General features: G+C 33.5%; 23 protein-coding genes. 2 read left to right on the forward strand and 21 right to left on the reverse strand.

Going from position 1 to position 25,931, the window contains the following annotated elements; translation table 11 throughout:
- Nucleotides 1-55: 55 nt before the first annotated feature.
- Complete coding sequence (iolG, locus tag CHB72_RS08540; protein WP_089282466.1) at nt 56-1,090, reverse strand: inositol 2-dehydrogenase; 1,035 nt, start codon at nt 1,088-1,090, stop codon at nt 56-58.
- A 63-nt stretch (nt 1,091-1,153) separates the two neighbouring features.
- A complete protein-coding gene (locus CHB72_RS08545) occupies nt 1,154-1,987 on the reverse strand; it encodes a sugar phosphate isomerase/epimerase family protein (protein WP_089282467.1) in 834 nt (277 codons plus the stop codon).
- Nucleotides 1,988-2,518: 531 nt separating this feature from the next.
- Between CHB72_RS08545 and CHB72_RS08550 the strand changes: the two genes are divergently transcribed.
- On the forward strand, nt 2,519-2,722 hold the full coding sequence (locus tag CHB72_RS08550; RefSeq protein ID WP_089282468.1) for a methylenetetrahydrofolate reductase: 204 nt from the start codon (nt 2,519-2,521) through the stop codon (nt 2,720-2,722).
- Between the two features lie 33 nt (nt 2,723-2,755).
- Here CHB72_RS08550 and CHB72_RS08555 read toward each other — a convergent pair whose 3' ends face one another.
- The 3 genes from CHB72_RS08555 to CHB72_RS08565 are packed head-to-tail and all read right to left on the reverse strand — an operon-like array spanning nt 2,756 to nt 4,289.
- Entirely contained in the window at nt 2,756-3,481 is a 726-nt protein-coding gene (locus CHB72_RS08555) for a permease (RefSeq protein ID WP_242975075.1), read from the reverse strand.
- Nucleotides 3,478-3,960: a permease gene (locus tag CHB72_RS08560; protein ID WP_089282469.1), complete on the reverse strand. Its 483-nt coding sequence runs from the start codon at nt 3,958-3,960 to the stop codon at nt 3,478-3,480. The genes CHB72_RS08555 and CHB72_RS08560 overlap by 4 nt, the downstream gene beginning before the upstream one ends.
- 2 nt (nt 3,961-3,962) lie before the next feature.
- The gene (locus tag CHB72_RS08565) at nt 3,963-4,289 is read right to left on the reverse strand and encodes a cupin domain-containing protein (RefSeq protein ID WP_089282470.1); all 327 of its coding nucleotides are present in this window, start codon (nt 4,287-4,289) and stop codon (nt 3,963-3,965) included.
- Nucleotides 4,290-4,388: 99 nt separating this feature from the next.
- On the opposite strand from CHB72_RS08565, the gene CHB72_RS08570 reads away from it, so the two are divergent.
- The gene (locus tag CHB72_RS08570) at nt 4,389-5,069 is read left to right on the forward strand and encodes a Crp/Fnr family transcriptional regulator (protein WP_089282471.1); all 681 of its coding nucleotides are present in this window, start codon (nt 4,389-4,391) and stop codon (nt 5,067-5,069) included.
- 218 nt (nt 5,070-5,287) lie between these two features.
- On the opposite strand, the gene CHB72_RS08575 is transcribed toward CHB72_RS08570, so the two are convergent.
- The 16 genes from CHB72_RS08575 to CHB72_RS28245 all read right to left on the reverse strand — a co-directional run bounded on the left by CHB72_RS08575 (nt 5,288) and on the right by CHB72_RS28245 (nt 25,487).
- Entirely contained in the window at nt 5,288-6,508 is a 1,221-nt protein-coding gene (locus CHB72_RS08575; RefSeq protein ID WP_089282472.1) for a DUF438 domain-containing protein, read from the reverse strand.
- Between the two features lie 11 nt (nt 6,509-6,519).
- A complete protein-coding gene (locus CHB72_RS08580) occupies nt 6,520-6,747 on the reverse strand; it encodes a DUF1858 domain-containing protein (protein ID WP_089282473.1) in 228 nt (75 codons plus the stop codon).
- Nucleotides 6,748-7,094: 347 nt separating this feature from the next.
- Entirely contained in the window at nt 7,095-9,290 is a 2,196-nt protein-coding gene (locus tag CHB72_RS08585) for a family 10 glycosylhydrolase (protein WP_089282474.1), read from the reverse strand.
- Nucleotides 9,291-10,036: 746 nt separating this feature from the next.
- Entirely contained in the window at nt 10,037-11,335 is a 1,299-nt protein-coding gene (locus CHB72_RS08590) for an acetyl-CoA hydrolase/transferase family protein (RefSeq protein ID WP_089282475.1), read from the reverse strand.
- A 5-nt stretch (nt 11,336-11,340) separates the two neighbouring features.
- A complete protein-coding gene (locus CHB72_RS08595; RefSeq protein WP_207652525.1) occupies nt 11,341-11,619 on the reverse strand; it encodes a NifU family protein in 279 nt (92 codons plus the stop codon).
- Nucleotides 11,620-11,624: 5 nt separating this feature from the next.
- On the reverse strand, nt 11,625-13,076 hold the full coding sequence (locus CHB72_RS08600) for a 4-hydroxyphenylacetate 3-hydroxylase family protein (protein WP_089282476.1): 1,452 nt from the start codon (nt 13,074-13,076) through the stop codon (nt 11,625-11,627).
- 190 nt (nt 13,077-13,266) lie between these two features.
- Nucleotides 13,267-15,012, reverse strand: a complete 1,746-nt coding sequence (locus tag CHB72_RS08605; protein WP_089282477.1) for a sigma 54-interacting transcriptional regulator — start codon at nt 15,010-15,012, stop codon at nt 13,267-13,269.
- A 663-nt stretch (nt 15,013-15,675) separates the two neighbouring features.
- On the reverse strand, nt 15,676-17,367 hold the full coding sequence (ptsP, locus tag CHB72_RS08610; RefSeq protein ID WP_089282478.1) for a phosphoenolpyruvate--protein phosphotransferase: 1,692 nt from the start codon (nt 17,365-17,367) through the stop codon (nt 15,676-15,678).
- 18 nt (nt 17,368-17,385) lie between these two features.
- Complete coding sequence (locus CHB72_RS08615; protein WP_089282479.1) at nt 17,386-17,649, reverse strand: HPr family phosphocarrier protein; 264 nt, start codon at nt 17,647-17,649, stop codon at nt 17,386-17,388.
- A gap of 291 nt (nt 17,650-17,940) precedes the next feature.
- The gene (locus tag CHB72_RS08620) at nt 17,941-20,838 is read right to left on the reverse strand and encodes a sigma 54-interacting transcriptional regulator (protein WP_176431279.1); all 2,898 of its coding nucleotides are present in this window, start codon (nt 20,836-20,838) and stop codon (nt 17,941-17,943) included.
- A gap of 24 nt (nt 20,839-20,862) precedes the next feature.
- Complete coding sequence (locus CHB72_RS08625; RefSeq protein WP_242975076.1) at nt 20,863-21,702, reverse strand: class II fructose-bisphosphate aldolase; 840 nt, start codon at nt 21,700-21,702, stop codon at nt 20,863-20,865.
- Nucleotides 21,703-21,723: 21 nt separating this feature from the next.
- The gene (locus CHB72_RS08630) at nt 21,724-22,815 is read right to left on the reverse strand and encodes an NAD(P)-dependent oxidoreductase (RefSeq protein WP_089282481.1); all 1,092 of its coding nucleotides are present in this window, start codon (nt 22,813-22,815) and stop codon (nt 21,724-21,726) included.
- 122 nt (nt 22,816-22,937) lie between these two features.
- Nucleotides 22,938-23,405: a PTS sugar transporter subunit IIA gene (locus CHB72_RS08635; RefSeq protein ID WP_089282482.1), complete on the reverse strand. Its 468-nt coding sequence runs from the start codon at nt 23,403-23,405 to the stop codon at nt 22,938-22,940.
- 27 nt (nt 23,406-23,432) lie between these two features.
- A complete protein-coding gene (locus CHB72_RS08640; protein ID WP_089282483.1) occupies nt 23,433-24,707 on the reverse strand; it encodes a PTS transporter subunit IIC in 1,275 nt (424 codons plus the stop codon).
- 74 nt (nt 24,708-24,781) lie between these two features.
- The gene (locus tag CHB72_RS08645) at nt 24,782-25,090 is read right to left on the reverse strand and encodes a PTS sugar transporter subunit IIB (RefSeq protein WP_089282484.1); all 309 of its coding nucleotides are present in this window, start codon (nt 25,088-25,090) and stop codon (nt 24,782-24,784) included.
- A 265-nt stretch (nt 25,091-25,355) separates the two neighbouring features.
- Nucleotides 25,356-25,487, reverse strand: a complete 132-nt coding sequence (locus CHB72_RS28245) for a hypothetical protein (protein WP_408606558.1) — start codon at nt 25,485-25,487, stop codon at nt 25,356-25,358.
- Between the last annotated feature and the right edge of the window lie 444 nt (nt 25,488-25,931).

The following is a 25,931-nucleotide window of genomic DNA, read 5'->3' on the forward strand; positions in this document are numbered from 1 at the left end:
GAGTGGACTCTTTCTGCAGCCTTATCTAATTATATAGAGGATATGTTAATTATTCTTACTTGCTACTATACTCTTCTTCTATTTCTTTAATTTTAACAGGTCTACCTTCCTGGAAGGATTTTTTAGCAGCTAAACCTATAAGTACTGGTTTAAGTCCGTCTTTTGCAACTACTGGAGTTTCTTTATTCTCTATAATTGCATTAAAGAATTCTTTCATTTCTTCTCTAAAAGAACCTTGGTATCTTTCTAAGAAGAAATATTTGGGTTTATCACTAAAAACGCCTTCTTCAGTGCTGATAATTGCTGATGTATCCGTATCATTAGAAACTAGCACTTTTCCCTTTGAGCCAAATACTTCTATTCTTTGGTCATATCCATAAGCAGCTTTTCTACTATTGTCAATTACACCAATAGCTCCATTTTCAAATTTTAAAGAGATAATTGCTGTATCAATGTCTCCAGCTTCACCGATAGCTGGATCCACTAACACTGCACCGGTTACATAAACTTCTTCTACTTCACTACCTGATAAATATCTCGCCATATCAAAATCATGAATTGTCATATCTAAAAAGATTCCTCCTGATACCTTTACATATTCTGCTGGAGGTGGTGCTGGATCCCTTGAAGTAATTTTAAGGATTTGTACATCTCCAATTCTTCCATCTTTTACTATTTCTTTCACCTTTTTAAAGTTATGATCAAATCTTCTATTAAAACCTACTTGAAACTTTACACCTGCTTTTTCAACAGCAGACAATGCTTTGTCAATTTTTTCAACAGTTAAGTCAATTGGCTTTTCGCAGAAAATATGTTTTCCTGTTTTAGCAGCCTCGATACTAATATCAGCATGTGTGTCAGTTGAAGAGCAAATAAGAACTACATCGATCTCAAAATCATTTAGAATTTCTTTATAATCCTTATAAGTATGTTTGATTCCTACATTGTCAGCCCACGCTTTACTATTGTCTATAAAAGGGTCAGCTACTGACTTTACTTCAACATTTGGAAAGTGTGCTATTAAATTTTCAGCATGGAGTTTTCCAATCCGGCCTACACCTATTACTCCTACTTTTATTTTTCTTTCCATTATAAACATCTCTCTTTCTTTTTATAAGATTACTTGCCCGCTTATGAATTTGTTAATCATTCACTATATTTCAAAATATTTGCTAACAACTTTTATCGTTTTTTGTTTTCCAACCTTTATTGTCTCTTCAATATCCCATTCCCAGTATTCTGGTCTAAATAGCTCCACTGATACCATTTCACTATAACCAATTTCTTTTAAGGTTTTAAGTATTGAATCCAAATCAATCGCTCCTTCACCTGGCCATAATCTACTATCATCTCTCAAAGCCCCTACAGGTAAATCCTCTGTGTCATCAATATGAAAAATAAATATTTTGCTAGAATCTGCTTGTTTTAAATCCTCCAGCTTTGAATTCATTGCGTGGAAATGGAAACAATCTAGTACCATTCCTATACTTTCTCTATTTACAGCTTTTACAATGTCATAGGTTTGCCCAAAGGTATTTACAGAACAATTTGGATAACCAACAAACTCATAGGCCAGTTTCACGCCAAATTTTTCTGCTGTATCTGCTAAATCATTTAATACTTTGATGGATTCTTCTTTAATTTGTGTTTTTGTATAATGTCCTATATCAAAGGTTGGCACTACAACGATTTTTTTACAATGAATCTGTTCTCCAATTTCACATAAAAACTGAAGATCGTCTTTAATTTGTCTATAGCCTGCTTCATCTCTAAATGTAATAAACTCTAAAGCATTAAACGCGTAAGGCTTTAGTTTGCTATTGTTAAAAAAATTAGCAAGATCCTGTACAGTCTGATCCTTTAAATAATCCTTCAGTTTATCAAGTCTGATTTCAATGAGGTCATAACCATGTTTTTCACATAATTCTAAATCCTTTTGTAGTGTTGAATGCTTCATAGTAGTTGCTTGATTAAAACAAATTTTCATCTTTTTTCCTCCTTAATAATTAATTGTTTGATCATATAACAAGGTCCAATTTATTTCAATTTGATATTAGTAGCTACATGCATTGTATAAGCATTGTATTACCAATTCAAAATGAATGAAACTTCACTGTTCACATTTCACCCCTTAGCCTTTGCTATAGAGACTTTAATACCCTCTCTATGCAATCGCTTGCGCTGTGATGTATAAAATCTATATTCTTTGTTAATTCTGCTTTTATGCAAAGGTTTGCATAAAAGTGTGTATTTAAATTTGGCACTAGCTATTTTGTAATAGTAATCTATGTATTCCTATATTTCATGATCCTTGCTATACTAGATTTCTTCGAGAAAGACTTTTCACTATCTCTAGTCTATTCATCTAGATTTTTATTAAGTTTAAAAATAGTGCTAATATTATTTATTGTTTGATAATTTATACAACAATCATATCATAGGAAATTTTCATTGTAAATAATAATTGTATAGATATCCAAGTTGAAATATAAAATTATGCTATGAAATTTCTGGATAAATGCCAGCTGTAAATTCTAAACAAATTCGAAGAGTAGTAAGTCTGTGTGGCGCAAAAATTCCTCATGATTTAGAAGCACTTTTAGTTAAGTACGAAAATGACGATGCTTCTATGTTTTCAGCGGGAATTGATTATGCATGTAAGCAAATTGATGGTTTAATTCGACATGGCATCGATGGCTTACACAACTATTCAAAAACCTAAAACACCTTCATGAAATGAAGGTGTTTTCTTAACTTACTTAAAGCTAATTGCCTTAGCAGGGCATTCCTCGATTATAGTTCTCATATTTTCTATTTCAGTTTCTTCTAACTTTTTGTTTTTAGATTTAACTTTTTTATTCTTTGCTTCAAAATAATCTGGAGACGATTTTATACATAAACCACATCCGATACAATATTCTTCATGTACACCAATACTACTGATTTTTTCTCCCTCTATTTCTACACCAAAAGGAATGCTCTCTTTCTTAACAATAATTGATACAGCATAGGCCATCAGAATTATTGAAAGTACTGTTAAGATCCATCTTAATCCCATAAACTGAAAACTTAAAAACTTTGCTTCATTTGCCAGCATTGGTATCTTTATGACAGCCCATGCACTTAGGATAATAACAATGTTAGTAATACTAGCTCCCTTTTTTAACAGCATTTTACACACAGGGAATGCTGCATAAATTGGTCCTGCTGAGAAGCTTCCTAATAGAAAGGAATAAATATTTCCTTTTACTCCAGACCCTTCTCCAAAACCATTTATAATCACTTCTTTCGGAACCCATGCCTCTATAATTGAAGTCAGTACAAAAACCACAGGCATTATTTGTAGCATTTCTGATACATAATACATGCTGTTCTTTACTGATAAGATTCCTTTATCAGGCATCGTAATAAACAAAACTACATAAAGGAAGGATACTGCCGCTAACAGCTTGTTTCTTTTAATAAGCTCTATCCTATTCACAGTATCACCCCCATTGCAAATGCGATAATCACGGCGAACAGGAAGCTTAATGCATTTCTAGTGACAGCAAACCGCAATCCAAACTCTTGTCTTTCTAATGGAAAGGTAACAACCCCTACCATCGTTAAGGTCGTCAAAAATGCCACTGCAGGTACAATGCTAGCACCTACATCTATAAAAGATCCAACCAATGGAAAAGCTACAAAAGCAGGTATTAATGTGATACTTCCGACAGTAGCAGAAATAACAGTTGATATAAATAGATTTGATTTTCCTAAATAATCTTGGATCTTTTCTGGCGGAATCATGGTTACTATCAACCCTATTAATAACAAGATTGCTATTATCTGGCCTAACATATTTTTCATCATACCTTTAGCCATTTTCATAGATTTTAGCGTTTTGTTTTTATCCTTCTTGATAGATACAACAAGGAAAATTCCTGTAATAATCCAAAAAAAGACCGTAAATATATCCATCCTTATTCACTCCTATAGTCTTTAGGATTAGGAGATTTTACAACAAAAAACTCTAAAACCTCTTCTTCATAGTTATTCACATTCATTTTAGTATTAAAAGGTATGTTGATAATGTCTCCTACTTCATACATTTTTTTATCTTCTTCACCTAACTTGAGCGTCATTGTTCCTCTGATGATAATCATATACACATTTGAGTTAGAATAATGCTCTGGAAGTCCTGTTTCCTTAGTGAGTACCATATGATTTAAATGGATATTCCCATCGTCGATGATACGCTCTACTATTTTTTCATTCACCAATTTGTACTTATAATTTTTTTCTATCATTATTGATTGCCTCCTTTAAATTTTATTAATTCTATAGTATACTATCAGAAATAGTTTTACAGTTACCATGGTAACTAATTTTCAAAAAAGGTGGTTCATATGGATATCAAAAACTATATTTATTTTCTTCAGTTAAGTGACTTATTTAAAGATCTTTCCTCAGAAAAACTATTAGAGTTTTTTACGAAAAACAACCATAAAATTTGCAAGTATGAAAAAAACCGAATTATACATTTTGAAAGTGAAAAATGCACATCATGGGAAATTATTCTAAAAGGAAAATTGATCATCCAAAAAATTGACGACAAAGGAAATGTTTTAACGGTTACGCAATTTACTGTCGGAGACAATCTTGGTGGTAATCTTCTTTTCTCTAAAATTCCTTATTACCCTATGAATGTGATAGCCAAGATAGATACAGTTGTACTTCATATTAATAAAGACTTAGTACTCCGGTTCTGTCAGAATAACCAAAATTTTTTACTCCATTTTTTAGCCTGTATATCTGATAAAACATCTATTTTAACAAACAAAATTAAATCTATTACCATGAAGTCTATTAGAGAATCCATCATAGACTTTTTAAACTATGAATACTACTCACAAAATAGCCTTACCATTAAGTTTCCTATGACAAAGAAAGAATTGGCTGAACAGTTTGGTATTCAAAGAACTTCACTATCTAGAGAATTGAATAAAATGAAAAAAGATGGCCTTATAACATTTACTCCCCACTCCATAACAATAAAAGACTTTGACATCATAAAAAAACTACAATAAATAACTAATCATAAGTTTTTTAACAGTTGTAGAACCCTATAACTGATATTTTAGCAGATAGTATGTAGCTTTTTAATAGCTAACGGAAAAGTTATAATCTTGATGATTTATCTTAAAAGCATATTAAAAACTAGTTAACAAAAGGAGACAATGCTATAGCATCATCTCCTTTGTATAACCTCCTCTATTAATATTTTCATTTGTAAACTTCATCAAAATTATTCTGTGAGCAACCTTTTTTCTCCATCTAGCTCTTGAATAGGCTTTATGTTTTGAGTTACTTCAATTGTCCCCATATATTGCCCCTCTTTATCTTTTACTGCAAAATATCTTATATAGATAAACATATTTCCCATCTTGATCCAAAAGTCTTCATGGTCTTTTGCCCCTGATTTGAAATCCTCTAGCATTTTTTCAACGATATGAACACTACCTGGAGGATGACAGTTTTGCACGGTTCTTCCAATAACAGATTTTGTTCTAGCAAATATTCTTTCCTTTCCATGGGAGAAATATTTAACGACATCATTTTCATCAATAAAGGTTATATCAAAGGGAAGATTGTTAAATATAGTACTTATTTCTTTAGCCGTTAATATACCTGTTTCAAATTTTATGTATCCATTTGCGATCTGATTCCCGTCCTCCTCTTCTTCCTTTGCTATGTCCACTCTATCAGGTACCCATATTCCTTCGGGTTCAACTAAGCAATGTCCTATTTCATCACTTTCTCTCATAATATTAAACCACTCATCCTCTGTCAATGTGTCTAATGCCATTGGAAATAGTATACTTTCTTCCTTAAAGATCATTTCTTTAATTTTTTCTAATACTACTTTGCATTTATCTACTATTTCATCTTTATTATCACTAAATTTATGAAGTAATCCCTTAACTGCCTTGATCTCATTTCTAATCTCGTCATCGACACCCCACATTACCTTTGGTGGTGCAGTAATTCCATACTTCTCTAGATAAGGGAAAAGTAAGTTTTCTTTTCTACTATAGTGTTTGTCAATGTCGAGTAATAAATTTAGATCTTCAATTAGCTTATAAGTATTTTCATCACTATTATCTTGGTAAAAAACCTCTAATTGTGGTTCCACCACTTCACTAATATGCTTTTCTAATGCTCTATTTTCTAACTTAAAGGTATGTACTGGATGACCTGGAATACGATCTGCTGGCCTATGTATATCCTCAATGTTCCCTTTATATATGGATGCATGTACATCGCAAAGTCGTTGTACCTCCTCGATCGGCATCCCCTCCATAATAATCTCTTGTTCAATTTCTGCTATCTCCGTTGCCGCTATTCCGCTAAAAGTCTCTTCAAATTTAGGTTTTACTTCTTCAAGTTTTTTACCCTCATGCAACTCCATTATGAGCTGTTTTAGAACCTTTTTTCGATACTCTCTGTTATTAATAAATTCACTCATAAACAAACCTCCTATTCTATAATCTGGTATCCATGCTCAATAAAAACTTCTTTTATTTTATTGATATCTACTCCCTTCATTTTTGCTCCTTTTGATATCGTCATAAATCTGCCAGCTGTATTTATCATCCCTGGTTTTGCAACATCTTCAAAGCCTATCTTCTTCATGATTTCTATTATATCTGGGTTGGATTTATGTAGTTCATAAATCGTTTTGTTTAAATCAACAATCTTTGCCATTATATCCTCCTATACTTAATATCTACTTCATCATTGATTTTTATTGGAGTATTATTTAGATTCTACCAAATCATATAAAACTATTTATTATTTTTATATTGCATAAGAAATAGTCTTTATATTCCAAAATATACCCTTATTTATCTAGATAATTCATACCTACATAAAAGGTTCTTTCTCTTGCAACAAATCTAAATTTTTCTCTGAATGCACCTGTAAATATAGTTATAAAATTCGACGTTGTAGTGCTTGCTTTGCCGTTTAGTTTGTTTTCTTAAAGTAGCCTTTTCTTCAACAAGCTCAAGCAAAAAGCCTAACAATTTTTTTGTTAGGCTTTTTGCTTTTTTCTATTTTGAAAACAGATTGTATAATACCTGTACTGCCTCTGCTCTTGTGGAAGTAGTCTTAGGTTTAAGATTAACACCATCTCCTTGAACCATTCCAGCTTCGACAAATAATTTCATCGCTTTTAATGCATAATTGTCAATATCACTTGTATCATTGAATTGATCCAAGCTTCTGCCACTGTTACCCGCCTTCGGAAGCTGTTCCAATTCTTCTAACACACGGTAGAGGATTACAAACATGTCTTGACGTGTTATTGTGGTTTCAGGTAGGTAGCGGTTATTACCCACACCTGATACAAGTCCAAGTCTTTTTGCTGTTCCAAGGTATTTGGTATAATACTTGTCACCTGCATCAGCGAAGTTGCCAGTGATATAAGAGTCAAGTTCTATACCATAGGATTTCATCACCACGATTAGAAAATCAGCACGAGTCACGTTATTTTGTGGAGCAAATTTTCCATCTCCTACACCACTTACAATACCTCTTTCGTACAAGTTATCAATAGCATTTATAGCCCAGGCATATTGGTTTCCAATATCATAAAAATAATTAGATTGATTTGTACTAATGATAAGCTCTCTACTTTCATTATGAAGTCTGTCAAGGGCAGTAACTGCATAGGCTACTTTATCAAGATCATTACTTCCTCTGTCTATAAACTCTTGAACAGCTTTATCGCTTTTCCTTACAGTTGCTATAAGCTTTAGAGCACTTTCATCAGAGTTAACATCTATGCTGCTATCCTTATCGATCCTGTAAATTGCATAATAGGCTGTGTTTGGATCTTTGTCAACCCAGGACAGCTTCCTTGCATTAGCAAGGGCCTCTATCTTTCCCTGGGTAGGATGATGAGGAGCCTGTCCTCCCTTCCAAGGCATAACAGGAACCAGGGATTTTGTTAACCATAGGTCCTCCTTCATCACATTTACAACCTGTTGTTTATTAGAGTCATTGAAATTTTGGAATCTATACATGATGCTCCCCATTATTTCAGGTCTTACAGCATTATAGTTAAGCTGTCGTTGAAACTCTTGAACAGCATTATTTCCTTGAAAATATTGGTCAGCATTATCATTTATCTTATAAAGAGCCTGCCCTATATACAGATGTACATTTCTCTCTTTTATAACCTTTGACCACCAATCAGTAACTTCACCATAGGGAGCACTAGGGTTAGCAAAGGTAAAGTAAACCTGGGGAGCGATATAGTCTATAAGCTCCTCTTCTACCCACCTTTTCGTATCTGCAAAGCTCCTATCATAATTGGGTAATCCAGCGCTTGTATTTGAACCACTAGGGTGTCCATCCTTTTTATTTCCCCAAACTGCCGCAGGGCTTATGCCAAACTTTACCCAGGGCTTTGTTGCTCTTATTTCATTTGAGAGCTCCTTTACCAGCAAATAGGTATTATTTCTTCTCCAATCCCCTAGGTTGGAAAACTGACCTGAATTGTACTTAGTAAAGGTGTCTTGGTCTTCTAATTCTCCTAGATAGCTTTCATAATAGAAATAGTCATCAAAATGTATTCCATCTACATCGTAATGATCCATTACCTCCATAACCCTTCTACTTACCCACTCCCTTGCTTCTGGAATACCTGGGTCTACAACAAACCTAGACATGGAAGTCCTAATCCATTCAGGATGTTCCTTGAAAACACTTTTGTCTATATTAAGGGACTCTATTGTAGCATCATTCGTATTGGTAGATATTCTGTAAGGATTAAACCATGCGTGAATCTCAAGGTTTCGTTTATGAGCTTCTTCTATGGCAAAGGCCAAGGGATCAAAACCAGGATCCTTACCAAAGGTTCCTGTAAGATAACGGGACCACGGTACAATGTCTGATTGATAAAGCGCATCTCCCTCAGGACTTACCTGAAAGAATACAGCATTCATATTCATCTCAACTGATTTATCTAAAATAGCAATTAGCTCATCCTTGCTTTTTTTGATCCGTTTTTTATCATCTCCTATTTTTCTTGCTTCTACCGATGGCCAGTCTAGGTTTATAACAGTAGAAATCCAGGCTCCTCTAAGATGCCTTTTTGTAACTGGTGTTTCATTTGGTAAGTATTGGTTGTATTGGTCCCATGGTTCTGATACCGCAAAACTATGGATAGGTAAAGCAACCGCAATTAATATAGTAACAATGCACATACTTATAAGTTTACTCAACTTATTTTTAGCTAACATTTATATCCCCCTTTAGATCTAGGTTTTACCAGATTACTAAACTCTAAAAAGTCTTGTGATTTTGACATTCTTTGACAAAACTTAATAGCGAAAAATCATTTATTCTTTTAAATTTAGATATAAAAATAGTCAACAACCTTTAGTCTAATATAATGATCTTTAACCACATTAACTAAGGAGATTACTGACTATGGTAATTATATCAAAATTTTTCATCAACTTATAGACCTTATAATTGGAAGGCATTTAAAATATTAGCATATAAGTTAAATATTGGATATGCTATCGCTAAAAATTATAAAAAAATCTAAGTTAACCTGTTGTGCTAGTAAAACTTACAACATTTAATTTATCATCATTCTTGTTTTTTCATATCCTTTGCGTATTTTCCGTTAAAAAAGCTAACTTTTCTAATGAGTTAGCTTTTTTAACGTTTGTTTTTCAACCCTACATACCCCCAATAAAATTTAAATACTATCTTTTGATTCATTTTATTACACTCTATTCAGCTGTTTGTTTCGATTTGCTAAAGTCTGAAATAAGAAGATGTAATAATATTCCAACTCCAAAACCCCATGCAGCACCCTTAGTCGCCAATACATGTTGCGTACATAAGTATAGCTTGAAAAGCCTCCGACTATTCCCACTTATAATGTATAAATGGAAATCTTATTTTAAATATTCCCGCAGAAAAATAAGGCTGTTCAGTCCCATTCGTTCTTTTCATCATTAATCCCCCTTAATCATTAAAATTCTTTAAACTTCTCCTTTGCCTTTTCATAAAGCATATCTCTAAAGCTTGGATGAGCTATTTTAATTAGTTCTCTGGCCCTGTCTCTTAATGTTTTACCTCTTAAATCACCTATACCATATTCTGTAACAATAAACTGCACATCATTTCTAGATGTGGTTACTGCTGCTCCCTCATCAAGTATTGGCATTATTCTTGATACTTTTCCCTTGCCTGCCACAGATGGCATTGCAATGATAGACTTTCCACCTTGAGACATTGACGCTCCTCTAACAAAGTCTACCTGTCCTCCTGTCCCACTAAATTGTTTATATCCAATGCTTTCAGCTGCAACTTGGCCCATTAAATCCACTTGAATAGCCGAATTAATTGAAATCATTTTGTTATTTTGTGAAATTATACTTGGGTGATTAACATAATCAACTGGGCATAGCATGACACTTGGGTTATTATGAACATAATTATATAATTTTCTAGTCCCCATTAAAAATGTTACTACTGATTTTCCTTTGTGCAATGTTTTAGCTTGGTTTGTGATATTTCCATTTTCTATTAACCCCAGTATTCCGTCGGAAAGCATTTCTGAATGAATACCTAAATCATTCTTTTCCTTCAGCAGGCTTAATACTGCATCTGGTATTGCACCAATACCTAATTGTAGTGTGGCTCCATCCTCTATCAGACTTGCACAGTATTTACCAATTTTACTTTCTATTTCCCCAATCATAGGAGGCTTTAGTTCTATTAATTCATCATCTGATTCAACAATATAGTCCATATCATCTATATGAATAAAGCATTCTCCCAATGTTCTTGGCATGTTTTTATTGACCTGAGCTATGACTAGTTTAGCACTTTCGGCAGCTGATTTAGTATAGTCACAGGATATACCATAGCTACAAAACCCGTGTTCATCTGGCTTTGATACTTGAATAAGCACAACATCTACAGATAAAATTCCATCTTTAAATAAATTAGGTATTTGAAAAAAGAAGCTAGGCGTATAATCTCCCCTCCCTTCTTCAACGGCTTTTCTGGTATTGCCACCTAAAAAAAGACCATTGTGTATAAAATGCTTTTCCATGCTGGGATTCACATATTCACAGCTTCCCATGGCAACCATATGAACAATTTCTACCTTTTCATAGGCTTTATGATTATCAACCATAGCCTTTACTAATATTTGAGGTTCTCCCGAAGCATGACCAATCACAACTCTATCTCTTGATTTTATATTTTTTACTGCTTGACTGGCATCACATAATTTTTGATTATAGGCTTCTTTCCAGTTCAATTTCCCTACCCCCTTAAATATTGCTTAGCTAACTGAAGCATTTCTTCCGATAGCCCAGTTTCTACTATGATTTCTTTTATCTCTTCAAACTCTGCTTTTAAGGTTGTCTTTATTATGTTTTCACTTGTATGTGAAGCTTGGGGACAAGTACAGCATTGTCCCATTAGCCTCATCTGTAAAACCTTTTCCTCGTCATTATAGTAAAGTATTTCTATATTTCCTCCATCCTTTTGTAGTGTAGGTCTGATATGCTTATCTAATACATTTTCTATTTCCTGTATCATCTGATTTACTCCTCTATATCAAGCAGATCTTTGACTAATTGCTTTTTCATACCTATATTTGATTGCCTACTGATCATGATACGCTGTGCTTGTGGAGAGCCTGCGCCATGCATTGATTCTGTACGGTATCCAACTGCAGCAGTGCCTAAAGTAATATTCTCTATAAGTCTGAGGACCTTCATTCTATTGATAGTTGGAACACCGTTGACTCCCACTAAGTATTTTTCAACATATTGACCTATTTCCTTACTCTTCAAATCCTTTTCTGAAGGCATTGTTACAAATAACCCACCTGCAATATCTTCAGCAAGTCTAGCAATCTCATAGGGAAATCTGGTTATATTTTGCTTACAAACATTTGCTAAAAGCATATCTATCTCATAATTTTCTGCTTCAGTTGGATGTCCTTCACTTGAACATGCTATTCCTGTACAGTATAATGTTTCATTTAAATGTATCATTTCAATTATTTTATCCTTAATATGAGATGCCTTAGGGGCTCCGTTATAATCAGCTATTAAAGCAGTGGCACCTATAAGTACATCCCCTACCCCAACCTTGCATCCACCATAGCTTTGTCTATGATAACCAGCAAATCTTTCAACTAATATTCCAGAAAAATCATACTCTTGACACATAAATATTCTTTCATTTGGAACAAATACGTTATCGAAAATTACAAGGGCTTCATGACCACCGAACTTAGGATTACCCCTATCCAATGTCCCCTCTTCTAATTTTCTAGTATCACAGGATTGTCTACCATATATTATTTTTATTCCATCAGTATCAACGGGTACTGAGAAAGATACGGCATAATCCTTATCCTCTTCCCGCATGCTTATGGTGGGCATTACCAATACCTCGTGAGAGTTAACGATACCAGTCTGATGGGCCTTAGCACCACGTACTACAATTCCATCATCTCTTTTTTCTACGATATGCAAGAATAAATCTGGATCAGCCTGTTTTGATGGTGGAAGACCTCTATCACCCTTTGGGTCAGTCATAGCGCCATCAACTACTAAATCTTCTTCTTGAACATATTTTAAAAACTTAATAAATCTATCATGATATGTTGTACCATATTTTTTATCCATTTCATATGTGGTACTATATACAGCATTAAAGGCATCCATTCCTACGCATCTTTGGAAACATGATGCTGTTTTCTGTCCTAATAATCTTTGCATTTTTACTTTTTTAACTAAATCATCTGAACTTTGATGTATGTGGGTGAAACGGTTAATCTTCTTTCCGGTTAGGTTGGAAGTGGTTGTCATCAAATCCTCATACTGAGGGTCTTGAGCTGCCTCGTAAGTCATCTTTACGGAGTTAAGTGATGGTTTAATAATTGGATGATCAACTGGATTTTCAACTCTTTCACCGAATAAATAAACCTCCATATTCATTTTTCTTAAGCTTTCAACATATTGCTCAGTAGTTTTTAAAGACATTTATTTTTCCCCCTTTTACTATATTTTTAATACATTGTTTTATATTGCAATTAACATGCCAAATTTATGATTCAGTAGCCATAAAATGTCCTCGAGATTTCATAAAAAACAGGTTATTGTGTTGTAAATTTAAAACACAATAACCTGTTTTGCATTGCATATATACAACTGTTGTATATATGCAATATTGTTATTCATTTAATTTTCTAGATACTGTAGATGGATCAACCTCTAGATATTTGGCCGCTTTTCTCTGAGACCCTAATCTATCTATTGTTTGATTGATTAATTTTTGCTGGAACCTTATGGTGGCATCCTTTAGGTTCATTCCTACGTATTCATCTATAGAATTTTCTTGTATTTCTTCTTTTATTTCCTTTTCCATCTCTTTTTCCGTATGGTTTTTTCCTAAAATATATTGAGGCAGTAAACTCTTGTCGATTTTATCATTTTGTGACATTATGACTAATCTTTCTATTAGATTTCTAAGTTCCCTGACGTTTCCTGGCCAAGAGTATTCCATAAAACTATCTAAAACTGAAACTGTAATATATTTATTCATTCTATATTTAGAATTAAATTCATCTAAAAAACTTAAGCATAGAGGGATAATATCCTCTCTTCTTTCTCTCAAGGGAGGAATAACTACAGGGATTATATTCAATCTGTAATATAAATCTTCTCTAAACAACCCCTTCTCCACCATTTTCTTTAAATCTTGATTACAGGCAGCAATTATTCTAACATTAATTGGTATACTCTCTTCTCCACCTATTCTTTTAACGATCTTCTCCTCCAATACCTTTAGTAATTTCACCTGCATATCAATGTCTAATTCAGATATTTCATCTAAAAAAAGAGTAGAATTATTTGCAAGTTCAAATACACCCATTTTTCCTTTTTGAAGTGCACCTGTAAATGCGCCTCTATCATATCCAAAGAGTTCAGATTCTATTAAATTCCGTGGAATAGCTCCGCAGTTTATTTCAACTAACCTATTATGCAATCTTGTACTATTTTTATGAATTAGTTTAGCAAATTGTCCTTTACCTACTCCAGTTTCTCCCATAAGTAAAACTGTAGTATCCACCCTTGCAACCTTTAGGGCAGTTCTTACGGTCTGTATTGTATTTTTATCTTTTACAATAAGCTCTGGAATTTCTATAGTTTGCTCCTTTATATTTTCCAATTCAGACTTATATTTTTCGTTTAGAGCTTTCGTTTCAGATAGCTTTTCTTGCAACTTAACTAAATCTGATATATCCCTAACATTTGTAACAATAAATTCCCTTTTCTTATTGGTATTATAAACCGGAGTACTGGTAATAAGAATTTCTTTTCCAGATACAAGTCTCTGTCTAAGAGTTACCTGCCTGTCCTTCTCAATAGCTAGTAAAGAGCCCGATTGACTGAAATACCCCTGCTTAACTAATTCCATCATATTTTTACCTAGTATATCCTTGCCCCTGATTCCCGTAATATGTTCATAGGCTTTATTAAGTAAAATTGTATTCGCTTCACCATCCGTTACATATATACCATCGTAGGAGGAATCTATTATGGCTTCTAACCTTCTATTTAGCTCTTTAAATTTATCCATTTCTTCAACAATTGATTCATATTTTGATACATCTTGAAAAACTGCTGCGTACCCCTCTATTATGTTTTTTTCAAAAATAGGTATAACATCAAAAGCAATTACCTTTGTTTTTAATTTTATTTTATAAAATCTTTCTGTATTATTTTGCCTTATCTTATTAAGATTATCCTGTGGTATGAATTCAGATAAACATTTACCAGTTAGCATTTCATTATATTCAAAGATTTTTTGAGCTGCCTTATTTGAAAAAGCAATATTAAAATTATTATTAAATATTAAAATACCATTAATGGAATGATTAAGTACATATTGCATAACCCTATTATCAATCTCCATAATTCCCCCCCTTAAAACATTAACGCGATATACTAGTAATACACCCATATTATACCATAATATTTTAAGAATTTTCTAATATATTATTTTGATATCTTTCTTCAAATAGACGACCTTATGGTGGCAACGGAATAAATATCCTGCTATCATAAGGTCGTCTATTTGTATTTTATATATATTGTCTTACAATCTTGGTGATTACAGAGATTAGCTTAAGCAATGTTTACCATTTCATACAAGTATTTATTTCTTATGTAAATAGCATTCTCCTTTATTAAAGCTCAAATTATGGTGTACCACTTAAAAGTAACTGTTGGTAAGAAATTACTGAGCTGAAAATTTCCAGTGGCAAAAATAAAAAAAACTAGACGATGCTAAAGACACAGTAGAAGTATTAAAAAAGTCAGCAGCCATTTTCATAAAACCACAGAAGTAACAACTTCCAGTAAATATGAGTATTCGAATTATCTACTGGCACGCAATGTTACGGTCATGGTAAATACGCCGGTTACCCGAAGCACCCCGCCCAGATCTCGGGGTGCGAAACTACCGCACTGGAATCTTCGTAAAATATTTCTTCTACCTTTGGCTCAAAGTATAGCTTTACTACCATTTGAGCAATTGTATCTCCGTTTAGCCTATATGCCAGTAGACTTCCCTGTATTATTGATACTGTTTTACGAACGCCTCTATAGCATCAGCAATATTCATTTCTAATACTTTATCAGCGACCTTTTGCATTTCTTCATAGGATAAACCTTGGATTTGTTTCCTAGCAGGAAGTACTGAAGCTGCACTCATACTAAACTCGTCAAGTCCCATTCCTAGCAATACAGGAATAAGCCTTGGATCCCCAGCAACTTCTCCACACATACCTACCCAAATACCTTCTTTGTGTCCATTGTCTATCACTAGTTTTATTAATGCTAAGACAGCCGGATTAAAGGGATTATATAGATAAGATATTTTTTCATTCATCCTGTCAACAGCAGTTGTGTATTGAATTAAATCATTGGTACCTATGCTGAAAAAGTCTACTTCTTTAGCCAACATATGAGAAATAACAGCTGCTGCTGGAATCTCGATCATAATTCCAACTTCGATATTAGAAGAATAATCTATGTTCTCTTTTTGTAAATCTTGCTTTACTTCCTCTAGCACTGAATTCGCCTGTCTAATTTCCTCTAGAGAAGAAATCATAGGGTACATTATTTTTAAGTTTCCATATACGCTGGCTCTCAACAATGCCCTTAATTGGGTTTTAAAGATATATTTTTGATCTAGACATATTCTAATAGCTCTGTAACCTAAGAAAGGATTCATTTCCTTTGGTAAGTTCAAGTAGGGTAGTTCTTTGTCTCCCCCAATATCTAATGTTCTAATGATTACAGGACGTTGTCCCATAATTTTCAATACTTCTTTATAAGCTAGGAATTGCTCTTCTTCTGTAGGAAGATTGGCTCTATCCATATATAAGAATTCTGTTCTGTAAAGCCCAATCCCTTCTGCACCATTTTCGCTGGCTTTCTTAGCATCCTTAGGATTTCCTATATTAGAAGCTAGTTCTATTTTTCTTCCATCTTTAGAAACAGTATGGCTATTCACCAACTTCCTCAATTCTGCTTTTTCTGCAATTTCCTTTTCTTTGCGTTCTTCATATTCTTTGATGATGGATGCTTCTGGATTTACCATAACAATTCCTTCATTACCATCAAATACAACAAGATCTCCAGTTTTAACTTCTTTTGTTATACTACCTAAACCAACGATAGCAGGAATCTCCATAGATCTTGCCATAATAGCACTATGGGAAGTTCTCCCTCCAATGTCTGTAATAAAACCTAATACCTTTTCTCCATTCATCTGTGCTGTATCCGACGGTGTAATATCATGAGCTGCAATAATTACTGGTTCATCTAATTCAGCGAGATTTGTCATTTCTTTTCCAAAAAGGTTCATCATTGCTCTTTGTCCTACATCTTTAATGTCAGCAGCTCTTTCCCTCATATATTCATCATCCATTGCTTCAAAAATAGAAATAAATGTTTTCAACACATCCTCTAAAGCCGCTTCAACATTTAATTTTTTAGAGGTAATTTTCTCTTCAACACTGGTAATCAATTCTGGATCCTGCAATACCATTAAATGAGCGTCTAGGATACTTTTCTGTTCTTCTCCTGCCTTGCTTTTAATGACCTCTATTTGTTCTTTAGATATATCTATTGCCTTTTTAAACTTGTCCTTTTCCTCTTCAACATTTTCAATTGTTGTTCGTTGGATATGAATATCTTCTTTTTCTAGAAGAAGTACTTTTCCTATCGTAATTCCTGATGAAGCACCAATACCTTTAAACATACTTTGAGTCCCCCCCTATCATTCACCAAAATTAGATTCAAATAATGCAATAATAGTATCTAAGGTTTCTTTTTCATCTGGTCCGTCAACTTTAATTTCTACTTCCTCCCCTTTTTTTATACCCATTGCCATAAGCCCCATGATACTTTTTGCATTACTCTCCTGTGTACCTTTAATAAATGTGATGTTACTTTGAAATTTAGAGGCCTCCTTAATAACTAATGTAGCTGGTCTTGCATGTAGTCCGGTATCATTTTTCAAAACAACAGTTTTTGAAATCATTTTCCTCTTCCTTTCCAATTGATTTAATCTATTTTCCTTCCTTAATCATAAAATTGCACAACCTAAGTATGCATATCTACTTTTCATAACAATATCTATTATATTTCAATTGAATCCATTGCTGTAAAATTCCATCAATATTTGGTTTCTTATCATAGGTATACACCCTATGAATCATTTTAAGCATTTCATTGGCCTATTTTTTTGTTGCTGATCTCCCCATTTTCTGTTGTAAACAATGAATGACGGCAGCTTTATAGTGAAAGATTTTCAGCGCAATCAAATATCACATTACTCACTCACTATATCATTGATTATAGAATAAATTTCTGCTTTGTTGTTACTTTTTCTCAATTTTTCTAATATTTCTGTCGTTCTAATTATTTTGAAAATTTTGTTAATTAACTTGATATCATTTCCTTTTACTACAGGAATAAATATGATATCTACTTTCCTATGTTCTTTATCCCAATTGATTCTTTCTTTAAGTTTTATAACCATCAATGTAGTTTCACTTACATAGGAAGGTAACCCGTGAGGTATAGCAATTCCTCCCTTAGCAAATGTTGTATTCATTTCCTCCCGCTGCTTTAATGAGTTCAAATAATCTTTTTTAACAAATCCACCATTATAGAGGAGAGAATATGCATGCGCAAGAAGCTCATCCTTAGATTTATAATTTTTGTTTAAAATAATAAAATCTTTATTGAGAACGTTTTTCTGTACATTAAAGGCGGCCTTATGAATAAGAACATCTAAATATTTACTCTTTATCAAGTCATCACTATATTGTAGATAATTTACACCCTCTATTTCTGGGTTTACTGTTCCAATTATCGCTATAATATTATACACTTGCTTAATTACGTTAATTTCTTCAAAAATATTTTGAGTCATCATACCAATAGGAATGATTTCTAGCCCATTATATATTTCAAGGATTTTCTGTCGTATTCTTAGTGCAAACCCTTTTCCAGTGAGACACAATGTTACTATAACGGATGGTTTTCCTTTGTCTAAGACACTGTTTGACTCACTAATAATATATCTGGAATTAACAATATTAAAATATATATTGTCCAGCGTACTCTCTGATATATATATTTTTCTAACTGCATCAATTAAAGTAACAATATCAACCCTATCAATCGTTCTCGTTTTTATTCCCGTTCTTTTAGTAACAACTTCACCAATATTCACTAGAGACCCCATATCTGAGAAAAATAGGATACCGTTACCATTATCAATTATTTTTGCAATTTCTATAGTTTTTTCCAATATTTTTGAAGGGTTCTCCGCAAGAGGCATGTCAATAGCTATGGGAAAATCAACATTCATAAGTTGATTAGCAACTGAAACCATTTCAGTTGCAACCTTCCCATGTGATAAAACGATGACTCCAATCTTATTATCCTTACTTTCTGTTTGTTTCAATGCTTTCATATACATGGCAATGAAACCGATTTCATCATCCGGTATACAAATCTGATATTCTTTTTCTAATTTATCTACTAAAATTTTAGCCATATTAAACTCTTCACTGTATTCATTTTTTATTTTAATCAAATTGGGATTAATGATTATTTGTTTGAATTTGATTCTTTGTATAACTTCATTGAGATGAATACATAGATGATTAAGTATATTCCTGTTAACTATATTTTTCTGTTTTTTTTCCTGTGCTACTGACAATATAAATTCATCAATAATAGTAAGTATTTTCTTATCAACTAGACTTTCTATGTCATTATTCTCCATTTCCTCATTGCTTACAGCTTCCGACTCAATCTTATGAAAAGTGTTTAAAATGTATGTCCATAAAATTTTTTTTGTTTCTTTAATACCAACGTTTAGACTTTTCATTTCATGATATTTTTTTTGGATTTCATGGTAAATATCTCTTGAAATATCATAATTTTCATTTGTTACTCTCCTAATAGGCATCTTGTTCTCATTCATATTGGGAAAAAAGACTGCGTTATTGATAAGGGACTTAATCTTAATAATGCTACTACTATCAAAATTTAAGCTATCACTGAAGATATTATTATATAGGATCTCGTTTAAACCAATATGAATTTCATTTGACTTGTTACCGATATTTTCAACATATACGTTAGCACATGTCACTTTGATTTCACTTCTCATTTGTCCAATATTTCCTAGATATTTTTTTAATACAAATGCTTCCATAACTTTACAATCAACAAAAATCTTTAAATTCGTTCTATTACATTCTTCCTGAAAAAAACTGAAAGCTAGTTCGATTTTTTCCTCAATGCTTCTTTCCTCCAATGAAGGTATAGAGATAACCATCGGGATTCTTCTTCGAAAACTAACAAGTAAGGAGGATTCGATATTTTCTGTTGTTGCACAAAGAAAAAGTACCTTTGCACTTCTTTCATTATAAGTTTCACCCAATCTTCTAAATTTCCCCTTGTCTAAAAGGGTAAACAAAATTTCCTGACCTTTAGGTGGTAGCCGGTGTATTTCATCCAAAAATAAAATTCCGTTGTCTGCTTTCTCAACTAACCCTGGAGCGTCTTCATCGGCTCCTGTGAAAGAACCCTTTTTGTAACCGTATAGGATTGATAGCAGCAATTGAGGATTATCTGCATAATCTGCACAATTCAAGGTAACATATGGCGATCCCATTTTTATGATATTATTTTCGATTGCAAAATCATACATGCAGTCGGCAAATAGTGTCTTACCTGTACCACTCTCACCAATAATTAAAGTTGACAAACCAAAAGGGGGGTACAATAGTGATGCTTTGGCTTGTTTTATACTTTTAGATAGGCTCCTTTCAAAACCAATTAATCTACTAAATGTATTTTCTTTATTTGAAAGTTCTGTTTCGATGGAATACTTTTCTTTATAATATGACAAGTTATTGATAATCTCTTCGAGAAGAAATCCTGTCACAACCGCTCCACGCACTTCTAATTCACTAGTAAGTTCTCTGATTGACAAACCTCCTTTTTCTGAGAGAAGCTTTGCAACTTCTTTCACCAGCATTTCCTTTTTCCTCTCCCGTGAATTAGGAATATCTAATTTCTTACGCAGATTGGTTACTGTCTCCCTTAAAACATCCATTTTTCCTGAAATTTCTTCATCAGTCAATGGATTAAATTTATCTTCTCTAGCGATAATGCTTTGAATTTTTTCCTCATTACTGATTTCCAAAATTGCACCCCCCAGCATTGCTCTCTAAACTCTATTGTTTGATCTAACCAATCTGATATTATGTACCAACTTCTCTTTATAACCATTATATAACACATTACATATTTCGACAATTCTAATAGACCGTTTATCCGTCATATATTCAATCAACTTTTCCGATGCTGATAAATCTAAATCGGTAAATAAATTAATTTTATTGATCCCTTCAGTAACGCACTTCGCAATATTTTCATCACCTGTTCCGGAAGATCCATGTAAAACTAACGGAACGTTGATTTTTTCTTTTAATGCTTTTAGTAGTTCAAAATCAATTTTAGGTTCTCCACAGTAGATGCCATGGGATGTTCCAACAGCTACTGCAAGGCAGTCCACTTGGGTTTCTTGGACAAACCTTATTGCTTCATCAACTCTTGTAAGTCCACAATCTCTGGTCTTTGCATAGTCTTTTCCTTGCCCAACGTGACCAAGTTCTGCTTCTACTGCAACCCCTACAGCATGGGCAATTTTAACAATTTCTTTAACTTCTCTGACATTATCATCAAACGGCAACTGGGATCTATCTACCATAATTGAAGTATATCCTGATCTGATAGCTCTAATCGCTTCATCAAATCGACTTCCATGATCTAGGTGAACAGCTACAGGTACTTTTGAAACTGATGCAAATTTACATGCTATTGATGCGAATTCTTCTATGTTTGCCATAACAGGGTATAGTGCGATAATCAATGGTGCATTCTCCTGCTCAGCCGCCTCTATTGCCGTCCTTATGGTATCTTCGTTCCATGCATTTGGTGCCACAACTGCATAATTGTTCCTATTTGCATCATCAAGTAATTCCTTCATTGTTAAAAGCAATCTCATCACTCTCCTTCCTCTGATTTATCATTTTATATCTTTCATGTTTATACAAGTTTTTAAAGACTTTTCTTGATAAAACGGAAGCATTTGTTCTCTTAAAATATCTGCAGAACCTTCTGACACATCATACCTTTGCCCAGCAATATGTGGTGTTAAGATTACATTGTCCAGTTTCATCAGCTCACTGTCCAATTCCAGTGGTTCCTTCCAGAATACATCAAGGGCAGCTCCTGCAATTTGTTTTTCTTTAAGTGCTTCAATCAGTGCAATTTCGTCGATAATTTCACCCCGAGCGACATTAATCAAATAAGCAGTGTTCTTCATCAACCCCAACATTTTTTTATCAATAAGCTTTTGGTTACTTTCTACTGGTGGTACATGAATAGTAATGAAATCGCTTGTAGAAATGAGTTCTTCTAGCGTGCAATTTTTTCCGTAATGGTCAATTACCCCAGCAGGAAGAAAAGGATCAAATATCTGTACGTCAAATCCTATTCCTTTTGCTTTATCTGCTACTCTCTTACCAATTTTACCTAGACCAAGGATTCCAAATTTTTTCCCTTTAATAACGGGCCCCCTAAAAGAGTAGAATTCGTCCCATTTCGGTTCAGTCCTATTGATGTCACGATACCACCTTCCTGATTTCACGTACTCATCTGCCCGCAAAATATTTCTTGCAAGGGTTAAAGCGAAGGTTATCGTAATATCTGAAACAGGTTCAACAGATCTGCCTGGAGCATTAAATAGATAGATTCCCTTTTCAGTAGCATAGTCAACATTTATATTTACTATGTCTGATCTACAGCATCCAATAGCAACAAGCTCTTTACCTGCATCAATAACCTGTTTTGTAATAGGAGCAGTGTGTGTTACCAGCAAATTGATACCATCAATTCGATCGATAATTTCCTGAGGAGTACCACAGTACTCATTTACTGTATCATCGCCGATATCTTCTTTTTTATCTCTACTCATCGGCTTATCCATCACAATAGTGTGTGTAGTAATTTCATAATCATATCCTTTTAAAACATCTTCCATTGCCTTGATTAGATGCTCCGTACTTACCCAGTCATCTCCAACAATTAGTGTTCTGATCTTTTTTGGAATTTTCATATAATTACCTCCCATTTTATTCTAAGAACGGGCTCCACCTGCCCTAATAGTATTTATGCTTATAATTAAGGCAGGTATAGCTTTATCCATAATTTGTGTGCTTTATAATATTTTGAGATAATTTATACAAGTATTTTTTGCAAAAATATCTCCATAATCTTTTCCGTATCTTTTATACCATAGATTCCCATGATATTTTCTTCATGTTTGCAAAACTCTACAATATTTCTAAGATAATTGATTTGATTATTCTCACCCTTAAGTGCCATAAGAAAAACAATCCCTACACTAATCTTATTTTCTTTGTTACCCATATCTGAAAACTCTACAGTATTATTCAATATTGCTAAAAGCACGGCAGGTTTTACAACATTTTCTGCATCAGAGTGTGGAATTGCAGTCCCTACTGGTTTTGTAGACAAGCCAGTTGGAAAAATATTTTCTCGTTCCAAAGTTGCTTTGCAATATTTTTCATTGATATAACCCTTATCTAATAAATAATCTGACATTTTTTCGATAACTTCTTCTTTTGTAGTCAAATCATTCAGTATTAATACATCATGATATACTTTTTCTTTCATCCCATTCATTGCATCCTCTCCTAATGCTGCAATTTATTAAAAACCAAAAATTTTTCCGATTATCTTGTATACTAGAACTAAACCCGGTGTTCCTGCTGCATCCCAAGCAGAAACCATACCGCCTGAAGCATCATATCCTAATGAAACCGCCAGATCTGTCATCGGTCCAGCCATGATTGTAGCACCCCAACAAAAGAAACAAATAATAATTGATAAGGTAATGATGTTGTGGAATATATTTCCTTCTGTAATTGAATTGACTGCTGCACTCTCCCAAAGCACAATAATCAAACTAATTGATGCAATCATTTGATTACCTGGCAAGAATAAAGAAATCAATAGCGCAATTGGATACATAATAAGTGTCGTAGGAATTACTGCACTATGCCCAATAACCGTTGAACAGTCTAAAGCAATACGTACATCCTCCCTCTTAAGTTTTCCAACAAGCGTTTTACGAGCAGATTTTATAATTGGGAACCATCCTTCAACCAAAATGGCACACATTCTTGGCATGAGGAGAAAGGCTGCTGCCATTGTTACTCCTAATAACAGGGATTGCATAATGCCTATTTGACTGAAGAGGCCTATTGCTATACCTAATATAGTTCCCATCACTGTAGTTTCGCCAAGAATTCCAAATTTCTCTTCAACAAATGAAGCTTGAATATTGATATCTTTAACTCCTGGTATCCTTCTTAAAACCCATACTATGGGCATTGCCATTACAGCTTGAAATGAGAAATGTGTTCCATGGGGCCATGATCCACCTGGAGGGAAGTTATTAATTTTTTCAATATATGGTGCTGCTATATCAGCTGTCTTAATGTCGATGATATGAAATATAACTACTGCAAGCGTTGAAATCCAAATACTACCTGTAGCTACACCAACCATACCTCCAAGAAGCATCCCTCTCCAAGTATTAAAAACATCAACATATAATGTTTGGGTAAACCTGATGGAGACAAGAATAACATTTATGATTAAAAAGACAAAAACTCCAAAATAACCATATGGATTTCCGAATGCATAACCAACTGTTCCCCATCCAATGTCTATTATGTTTTTGTCAAGGCCATATATTGTAACAATGTTGTTTATTGGTTCTACCATGGCTCCTTGGACAATGTTAACGACTAGGAAAATTCCTTGAAGACCTATTGACACTTTAAGTGCACTGGTTATTGCTTTCTTAATCCCTACTTTTGCCAGTAAAGATACTATAAGTATTACTCCGACAATCGTAACAGTTGAATCAAAACCGAAAAACGAAGATAATCCTCGAGTTATTACATTAATAAAATTCATCTTATGCCCTCCTTTTACAATAATTAATTACTAACTTTAGTAATTTTCCAGTGCCATCCTTATCAGCAGATACATTATTTATTTGTGTCTCTGTTTTTAAGGATTTTTACAATGTTATCCAGTGCCTCTTTTGCTGCATCATCATCCAACATAATACCTAATGCTCTTACCTGTGGTATTCCATAATCTCGCTGCAATTCAACGGTAGTTGCTAAGAGATCAGCTCCAACCACTGATTCCTCCAGGTCATTTACCTTGCTGATTACGACTCGTACCTTTTTAAACCCCTCTGCCTTCAATCTGTCTTCTATCTCTTCTCTCAGGTAATTCGAAGTGCAAATTCCAGCTCCGCAACAGCATACGATTTTAATTTCATCATTCATTTATTTCACCTCCAGAAATTATTAAAATGTGTTTTCACATCTTATCTTTTATTTAAGCAATATGCATGCCAATAAAATGTAATTTTTATATTTTCCTTAAATGCCAACGTTTTCACCGCATTGGTATGCTTTAATGTAATTCATAACTTAGTTAACAAACAATTTTGTAATTACAAAATTGTTTGTTAATTTTTCCCATTTAAAAACCTACGAACTGATTTAATTTTATATCAGTTCGTAGGTTTACACAAACTTTCAAAAAACCTCAAATGCTACGATTCAGTTTGTCGCAAAGGCGGTTAAATTCCTTGAATACGTTTTTAAGGGCTTTCTTATTATCCTTGCGGAAATCGGATATGGTTCTAAAATCTGGTGACAGCTTGTTTAAAAGCCACATCACTTTGAATATAGGCGGTAGCCTATAGGAAGGCTCAAGTATTTTACCTTATCCTGATAATATAGGGGAATATTTAGCATCACAGAAATAAAGCAATGACCATTAAGATATTGACTTCCCTTCTTTTTGGTATGGTCAAAATGTTTAGCATAACAATCAAATTTATCACCGTATTTTGCTTGAAGGGTGTCGTCAATTGTTATAAATAATGTGATTTCTCTTAATTCCTCTGGTATTAAGGATAAGGCGATAGAATTGGTGAAATTAGTATTCCTAGGATTCAGGTGTCTGATTTTGTTATCTTATGGAATTATTTTCAAATCACTGTATTACTTGTAAAGTGGTGTACTATTTAAGTTAATAAGACAAAAACAAAGAAAGGAATGTTCCTAGTATCTAAATTAAGGAAAAAGATGAAAATAGAATTAGAACTTAGGGGATATA

It is taken from the genome of Anaerovirgula multivorans (assembly GCF_900188145.1).
Classification (GTDB): Bacteria; Bacillota; Clostridia; order Peptostreptococcales; family Natronincolaceae; genus Anaerovirgula; species Anaerovirgula multivorans.

Coding starts and splice junctions, on each gene's coding strand:
- iolG (WP_089282466.1), bottom strand. CDS start 1,090: ATGGAAAGAAAAATAAAAGTAGGAGTAATAGGTGTAGGCCGGATTGGA.
- CHB72_RS08545 (WP_089282467.1), bottom strand. CDS start 1,987: ATGAAAATTTGTTTTAATCAAGCAACTACTATGAAGCATTCAACACTA.
- CHB72_RS08550 (WP_089282468.1), top strand. CDS start 2,519: ATGCCAGCTGTAAATTCTAAACAAATTCGAAGAGTAGTAAGTCTGTGT.
- CHB72_RS08560 (WP_089282469.1), bottom strand. CDS start 3,960: ATGGATATATTTACGGTCTTTTTTTGGATTATTACAGGAATTTTCCTT.
- CHB72_RS08565 (WP_089282470.1), bottom strand. CDS start 4,289: ATGATAGAAAAAAATTATAAGTACAAATTGGTGAATGAAAAAATAGTA.
- CHB72_RS08570 (WP_089282471.1), top strand. CDS start 4,389: ATGGATATCAAAAACTATATTTATTTTCTTCAGTTAAGTGACTTATTT.
- CHB72_RS08575 (WP_089282472.1), bottom strand. CDS start 6,508: ATGAGTGAATTTATTAATAACAGAGAGTATCGAAAAAAGGTTCTAAAA.
- CHB72_RS08580 (WP_089282473.1), bottom strand. CDS start 6,747: ATGGCAAAGATTGTTGATTTAAACAAAACGATTTATGAACTACATAAA.
- CHB72_RS08585 (WP_089282474.1), bottom strand. CDS start 9,290: ATGTTAGCTAAAAATAAGTTGAGTAAACTTATAAGTATGTGCATTGTT.
- CHB72_RS08595 (WP_207652525.1), bottom strand. CDS start 11,619: ATGATACAGGAAATAGAAAATGTATTAGATAAGCATATCAGACCTACA.
- CHB72_RS08600 (WP_089282476.1), bottom strand. CDS start 13,076: ATGTCTTTAAAAACTACTGAGCAATATGTTGAAAGCTTAAGAAAAATG.
- CHB72_RS08605 (WP_089282477.1), bottom strand. CDS start 15,012: ATGGAGATTGATAATAGGGTTATGCAATATGTACTTAATCATTCCATT.
- ptsP (WP_089282478.1), bottom strand. CDS start 17,367: ATGTTTAAAGGTATTGGTGCTTCATCAGGAATTACGATAGGAAAAGTA.
- CHB72_RS08615 (WP_089282479.1), bottom strand. CDS start 17,649: ATGATTTCAAAAACTGTTGTTTTGAAAAATGATACCGGACTACATGCA.
- CHB72_RS08625 (WP_242975076.1), bottom strand. CDS start 21,702: ATGAGATTGCTTTTAACAATGAAGGAATTACTTGATGATGCAAATAGG.
- CHB72_RS08630 (WP_089282481.1), bottom strand. CDS start 22,815: ATGAAAATTCCAAAAAAGATCAGAACACTAATTGTTGGAGATGACTGG.
- CHB72_RS08635 (WP_089282482.1), bottom strand. CDS start 23,405: ATGAATGGGATGAAAGAAAAAGTATATCATGATGTATTAATACTGAAT.
- CHB72_RS08640 (WP_089282483.1), bottom strand. CDS start 24,707: ATGAATTTTATTAATGTAATAACTCGAGGATTATCTTCGTTTTTCGGT.
- CHB72_RS08645 (WP_089282484.1), bottom strand. CDS start 25,090: ATGAATGATGAAATTAAAATCGTATGCTGTTGCGGAGCTGGAATTTGC.
- CHB72_RS28245 (WP_408606558.1), bottom strand. CDS start 25,487: ATGTGGCTTTTAAACAAGCTGTCACCAGATTTTAGAACCATATCCGAT.